Source organism: Acaryochloris sp. IP29b_bin.137 (assembly GCF_028285745.1).
Taxonomy (GTDB): domain Bacteria; phylum Cyanobacteriota; class Cyanobacteriia; order Thermosynechococcales; family Thermosynechococcaceae; genus Acaryochloris.
Map to the genome: position 1 here is coordinate 23,120 of NZ_JANQOP010000267.1, position 6,286 is coordinate 29,405.

General features: G+C 47.4%; 5 protein-coding genes and 1 pseudogene. All 6 read right to left on the reverse strand.

Annotation, left to right across the window (positions count from 1 at the left end; all coding sequences use genetic code 11):
- Nucleotides 1-46: 46 nt before the first annotated feature.
- Nucleotides 47-880, reverse strand: coding sequence for a formylglycine-generating enzyme family protein (locus Q0991_RS19080; protein ID WP_299491457.1), 834 nt, complete (start codon nt 878-880; stop codon nt 47-49).
- A 67-nt stretch (nt 881-947) separates the two neighbouring features.
- Nucleotides 948-1,751, reverse strand: a complete 804-nt coding sequence (locus tag Q0991_RS19085; RefSeq protein ID WP_299491460.1) for a formylglycine-generating enzyme family protein — start codon at nt 1,749-1,751, stop codon at nt 948-950.
- Between the two features lie 114 nt (nt 1,752-1,865).
- Nucleotides 1,866-1,979, reverse strand: a pseudogene (locus tag Q0991_RS19090) (four helix bundle protein); the annotation flags it as partial.
- Nucleotides 1,980-2,108: 129 nt separating this feature from the next.
- A complete protein-coding gene (locus Q0991_RS19095) occupies nt 2,109-2,936 on the reverse strand; it encodes a formylglycine-generating enzyme family protein (RefSeq protein ID WP_299491464.1) in 828 nt (275 codons plus the stop codon).
- Between the two features lie 73 nt (nt 2,937-3,009).
- Nucleotides 3,010-5,709 carry an SAV_2336 N-terminal domain-related protein gene (locus Q0991_RS19100; RefSeq protein WP_299491466.1) on the reverse strand — a complete coding sequence of 900 codons (2,700 nt, stop codon included), beginning with the start codon at nt 5,707-5,709 and terminating at the stop codon, nt 3,010-3,012.
- 14 nt (nt 5,710-5,723) lie between these two features.
- A complete protein-coding gene (locus Q0991_RS19105) occupies nt 5,724-6,203 on the reverse strand; it encodes a hypothetical protein (protein WP_299491469.1) in 480 nt (159 codons plus the stop codon).
- Nucleotides 6,204-6,286: the final 83 nt, after the last annotated feature.

Below are 6,286 nucleotides of genomic sequence, written 5' to 3' on the forward strand. Positions count from 1 at the left end.
TAAACCTACAGCGGCAGAAATACAGAGGGCAAGAAGGACACAGTAGTCATCGAGGTGTAAGGACCACTCGAAATCCAATATTTTCACCATAGGCATTGGGATCTTTACAGTATGAGCGAGAAGCTGAACGACAGTAAATGGGATCGTTGGTCCAAGAGCCACCGCGCAACATCCGCTTAGAAGAACTATCTTCCGTTGTCCATGCAGTTCCATCAATGGGCGCTCCAATATAATCGTGATGCCAATGGTCCAGGCACCAATCAAAAACGTTTCCATGCATGTCACAAATACCAAAGTAGTTAGCCAAACCAAAGAAATCTACTGGTGTGGTCTTCTCCCTATACATTGCTTTTGGACCAACATCGTATGCATAAGTACTGTCGTAATTTGAAACCTCGGGAGTAAGCGTTCTGCCAAACGAGAAGGGCGTTGTTGTCCCAGATCGACAAGCATATTCCCATTCTGCTTCTGTGGGGAGACGATAGTTACGTCCTGTTTGCTGGCCAAGACGATCACAAAATTCAACGGCATCATACCAAGATACTTGTTCAACAGGATTGAGATCGCCTTTGAACTCAGAAGGGTCTGGGTCAAGATCTCGACTCACCCGTTCATATTGAGCTACGATCCTCCATTGTGCTTGAGTGATGGGATATTGCCCCATCCAGAAGTTATTGATGCTAACAAGATGCCGTGGTCCTTCGCAGTCTTTTCTCTTTTCTTCGTTATTGGGAGAACCCATCATAAATTCCCCTCCTGGAATTTGAATCAATACGAGGTCCACTTTCTGATCAAGAGGCTCTCGGATAGCTTGCACTTGAATCTTGGATCGTTCGATTTTGAGTTCGGGTGGATGGGTGCTAGCCAGTTCAGGATACATAGGGCTTCAAGGAGTGTGGATGGGTCAAAAAGCTAAAGGCAAGAACTCAAGAAGGGTGAAGGAAGAGTCATCGGGGTGCGAGGACAATACGAAAACCAATGCGGTTGAACGTGAAGTCGGGATTGTAGTGGGTGCGTGAAGCAGACCGACAGTCTCCCGGAACGTCGAGCCAAGAACCGCCACGAAGTATACGATCTGCATTCTCATCATTTGTTAACCAAGCTTTGCCGTCAATCGGGGCATAGTTATAGTTCTCATGCCAGTGGTCCAGACACCATTCCAAAACATTGCCATGCATGTCTGAGAGACCAAAAGGATTAGTCATTTCAAAATGATTGACAGGGGTTGTTTCTCTGCGATTTTTCCCTCCATCTTCCTCGCCATAAGTATAGGAGCCGTTATAGTTTGCGATATTGGTTGAAATGGTCTGACCACAATAAAAGGGCGATGGAGTTCTACCTCGGCAGGCATATTCCCATTCTGCTTCTGTAGGTAAGTGATAGGTGTATTTCGAGTGGGCAGTAAGACGATCACAAAATTCCATAGCTTCATGCCAAGACACCTGTTCAACAGGATTTTTATCGTCATTAAAATAGGATGGTTCTAGCTTTAGGTCTCTATTCACCGAAGCGAACTGTGAAACTGCACGCCATTGTTCTTGAGTGACTGGGAAACGCCCCATGTAGAATTTGGAGATTTCAACAGGGTGTTGAGGGCCTTCTGATTCTTCTCGTTGCAGCTCAAAGGCTGGAGAACCCATTGTGAAGGTTCCTGCGGGGATGAGGACCAACTCTAGTTCAATTCCATCTCCAAGCGGTTCTTTATACAGCTTGGAGATGGCTTTTTGACGATAGAGGTAGGAGGCGGGCATCAGTCAAGTCCTGAGCAATTTATAAAAAGGCAAAGTGGGAGATACAAACTCTTCGAAGGCTTACTAAGCTCATATCCCCCAGGATATTTTTGGATGTTGTTGCATTAACCGATGCGTAACCATCCGCTCACCTAAACCAAATCGATGGGTTTTGGGAAGCCGATTCAAGATGGGAATATACCACTTGATTAAATCAAAGACCTTCTGGATGATGGGTAGTTCTTCCATAATCACTCTTTCATTTCAGCAAAACTCAACGTAGCAATTGCAGAATTTAGGCAGTGAATAAAATGCATTTTGTTTAATCTTCCGAGATGGCAAATATGCAGAAGGCAAGAAGGGCAAAGGGAACGGGAGTCATCGGGACGCGAGCACAATACGAAAACCGAGGTTGTAGATCGTGTAGTCGGGATCGTTGTGGTAGCGCGTGGCAGACCGACAGTACCTCGGATCGCTGTACCAAGACCCGCCGCGTACGATACGATCTGTTTTCTCCTCATTAGTCAACCAAGCACTACCATCCGTTGGAGCCTTTTCGTAGTTCTCATGCCAATGGTCTAGGCACCATTCCCAAACATTGCCATGTATATCGATTAGACCAAAGGCGTTACCAATCTGAAAGTAATCAATAGGTGTTGTTTTCTCCCTGAATTCTCCAACTTCTCCAGGGCCATATGTTTCTTGGGCATAGTAGTTCGAGTATTGAGCAGAAAGGGTGGCACCAAAGTGGAAAGGAGTTGTGGTTCCTGCTCGGCAAGCATATTCCCACTCTGCTTCTGTAGGTAAGCGATAGTTACGTCCTGTTCGTTGGCTCAGGCGATCGCAAAATTCGACGGCATCATACCAAGAGACTTGCTCAACAGGATTGAGATCACCTTTGAACTCTGAAGGGTCTGGGTCCAGATCTCGATTCACCCGCTCATATTGAGCCACGATGCGCCATTGGGCTTGAGTTATGGGATATTGCCCCATCCAAAATCGAGAAACCTTCACGGAGTGTTGCGGCCCTTCTCTAGATTCTCTCGCTTCCTCATCATCGGGAGAACCCATCACAAATTCTCCCTCTGGTACGAGTACCAACTCAAGTGACACCCCATTTAGCAATACTTCCTCGACATAGGTGATGTCGTGAGTCTGGCGTTTAATACAAATATTCGGATTCCCAGGACTAGAAGCTATCACCATCTCAATTCACCAAATGCATCTAAACGACTGTCTCAAAAGGCAAAAGCACAAAAAAGGGCAAAAGACAAAGGAGTCATCGGGGAACGAGCACAATACGAAAACCAAGATCGAAGTCCGTGCTGCCGGGAAAGAAGTGGTCGCGCGCGGCAGACCGACAGTTCTTCGGAAGGTAGTACCAAGAACCGCCACGGCGAATACGTGTTGTATTCTCATCGCTGGTTACCCAAGCACTTCCATCAGTCGGAGCATTGTCATAGTTCTCATGCCAACGGTCCAAACACCATTCCCAAACATTCCCATGCAGATCCGAGAGACCAAAGACATTAGCATGATTCAACTCTGTCACAAAAATTGTTTTGCCTCTGCCTTCTCCTTCTGGACCATTCATATAGACTGAACCATTGTAGTTAGCAAGTTCTGTCGTGATCATTTCCCCAAAATGAAAAGGGGTGGTGGTTCCTGCTCGGCAGGCATACTCCCATTCTGCTTCTGTGGGGAGGCGATAGTGACGACCCGTATGCTGACTGATGCGATCGCAAAATTCGACGGCATCGTACCAAGACACTTGTTCCACAGGATTGCGGTCCCCCTTAAATCGAGATGGATTGGGTTTCAGCTCTCGTTTAACGGGTTCCATAGCAGCAACCTGTCGCCATTGAGCTTGAGTCACGGGATAACGACTCATATAAAACTCAGACACATTTACTGAGTGCCGAGGTTTTTCAGATGAGCCACTATCCTCATCCTTGGAAGCGCCCATTAAAAACTTACCTGAAGGTATCGGCACCATCTCAAGAGCAATATCTGCTCCTATCAACTCTTTGAAGCATTGAGCTTTAGACTTCTCATAAGTGATGCGCCAATCAAAGTTATCTTTCTGAATACGCGCAATGCGGATAGGGAAGGTTTCTAGCTTGAGAGTAGAGTGTTCAGCATCAAGCTCAAAGGTAATTCCCTCCACAGTCTTTTGCTCAGGTACAAGTTCTCTGCCTGCTAATTGAAATGGAACCACCTCAACCTCAATTGGGGAAGGCTCACTGGGCAAGGAGAGGGGATAAACATATTCATAATCTGAGACTTCTGCACCACTAGGGAAGTTTTGCTCCCCCGTTTTATCTGGAGAATCTACTTCATCAGCCTCCAGCTTACTCTCCCGATTCCGATAGGCTGCGGCTGAATTCAGGATATCTTCACCCTTATGCGCAAATTCTCCCCCCCAAGTCTTTAGAACGGCTCCTCTAACTTCGGCAAAATAATGGTGCCGATCCATTTCCACCCTCTTTTCGGACCCTGCTTCATTAGGAATGAGGGCAGGAAAATAGCGGGGACTACCGTATTTTTCCTCTACAAAGGTACTAATTTCTCGGTGAACCTGGGCAGCTTGTTGTACAGAACTGGTGTTTAACAACAGCTCTCGAACACCAGGGGTAAACTCATACCACCGATCCGTAACGGTGGCTTGTGGGTCTCCCAGGGCAGACCGTCGAATCAGACCACTAAAAAATACTTCTGCAAGATGCCAATGCTCACTCCCAGATAAGAATTGCTGCTGGGCCAGGCGCATCACCGGAGGGATAAGGGGAACTGCAGCTAATACGATCGCTAACTCTCTCGCTTCGGGGCTAGCATCCCGATTAAAGGCCCTTAACCGTTCTTCAGGAGTTTCATCCTCCATTACAGCAGTAGACTGCTCCACCTCTTGTTTCTGGCCATCAGAAGCTGGAGGCTGCTGCTTAATCAGTACACCTTGCATGGATCCGCCACCACCCGTAACAAACTTGGCCCAGGTATTAAGGTGGGGTGCAGACAAGTTCAGAATGGGAAAACGATATAAACGTTGTCTCGTTCTGACACGCACGGTTTCTCGTAATTTGGCATTCGCACACCCTGGATAACTGGCAACTAAGGGTCGCAAAATGGCATCCTGCATTGCCGTCCGATGCCACAGATCCTTATGGAAAACATGAGCTAAAGCAACATGGTGTTTTTCACCCAAGAACGCCAGGTATTTAAATGCTGCACCGGAACGCCATGCCTTCCCTAAGGTATCAGTCACCACAAGGAATAACTGATCTCGTCCTGGTGCTAGCAAGCTCCGAACATCCGTTTCGTCTGGATCTCCTCCCGCATATAGCCGAGGCCCCTCATGGCAATCCGTCTTTAGCTGCCAAACTCGGACATCTCGAAAGATACCTTGCCACTGGAAAAGCGTTGCGACAGCCTCGGCCAGATCGCCCCAAAAATCCATTGGAGGTGAGCGATCAACCAGAATATGCAAATCAAACCAGCGCTTCAAAGGCGGGCAATAAGCGGGCAGCGGTAGACCATCCGCTTCGGCAGTTTGCTCGACGGTCTTGTCAATATCTAATTCGCTAGCGACAGAGGCTGGAACCCGTTTAGCTAGCGGCAGCAATGCCCTACCCAAAACAAACGGCTGTGGCAAGGGAAAAGGATCTGGAGCCCTTACAGGAGAAGCCCTTTCAGTGGTTGGTTTCGCAGTTTGCTCCTGAGCTTGCAAGTCAGGTTTAGGCGGATCAACCATGACCGGAACCCGTTGTTCTGATTCATCTGGTGGTCGGACGGGTAAAGTTTCTGGAGAGTCTTGGCAGACATCCTCTGAACCCTGCTGAAGTGGTAAGGGGGAAGAATCTTGCGCTGATTCCTGTGCTTTAGGGATAGGAGGGGCAAGGATATGGCGCATATTGGCATAGCACCATAGCAGTTCAACCACTTCTTGTTCATTAGCTTGCCAAGGGGAATGCTCTCCTGCCATAAATCCGCCCTCCGTTAGAGAGGTTTGAAGATGGAATCTAATAATTCTGTTCGGTCAGTTGAGTTGACATCCTTCCCTTGCAGGAGAAGATACACCGCATTGAGCAGTTGATCCGTTGCCAAGTTAGCGTTTTTATTTTTAATCCGCCCCAAAAAAGATTGAATGAGTTCTCGGGCAGGTTCATCCAGTTTGTTCAGAGTATCAGCATCAAAACGATTTTTCAGGATTTCATACAATCCATCCTCTGTACTCGGCTGTTGAAGCGGTAATCGCAAACACCGTCGCAGGAAAGCAGGCGGAAATTCTCTAGCCTCATTACTTGTCATAAATACGAGAGGAAATTCAGTGCATTGCACAAACCCTTGCGGAATCGCGACCCTATCACCAGGTTTAGTATTTTGAGTCCGATAGGGAAGTACTTCTTCTGTCTCGCTTTGCAACCGAGCTAATTCTGGGATTTCAAAAAAGCCTTCTTCAAACAATACCTTCGCCAAACGGTTAAAGATTTTCAGATGCTTGTCTAGGGTGTATCGCGCCTAAGTTGGCAACCTTGGCAATAATCTGTGCCCAAGAAATA

Excerpts from the sequence above, each read along its gene's own strand:
- Q0991_RS19080 (WP_299491457.1), bottom strand. The coding sequence starts at position 880 with ATGTATCCTGAACTGGCTAGCACCCATCCACCCGAACTCAAAATCGAA.
- Q0991_RS19085 (WP_299491460.1), bottom strand. The coding sequence starts at position 1,751 with ATGCCCGCCTCCTACCTCTATCGTCAAAAAGCCATCTCCAAGCTGTAT.
- Q0991_RS19095 (WP_299491464.1), bottom strand. The coding sequence starts at position 2,936 with ATGGTGATAGCTTCTAGTCCTGGGAATCCGAATATTTGTATTAAACGC.
- Q0991_RS19100 (WP_299491466.1), bottom strand. The coding sequence starts at position 5,709 with ATGGCAGGAGAGCATTCCCCTTGGCAAGCTAATGAACAAGAAGTGGTT.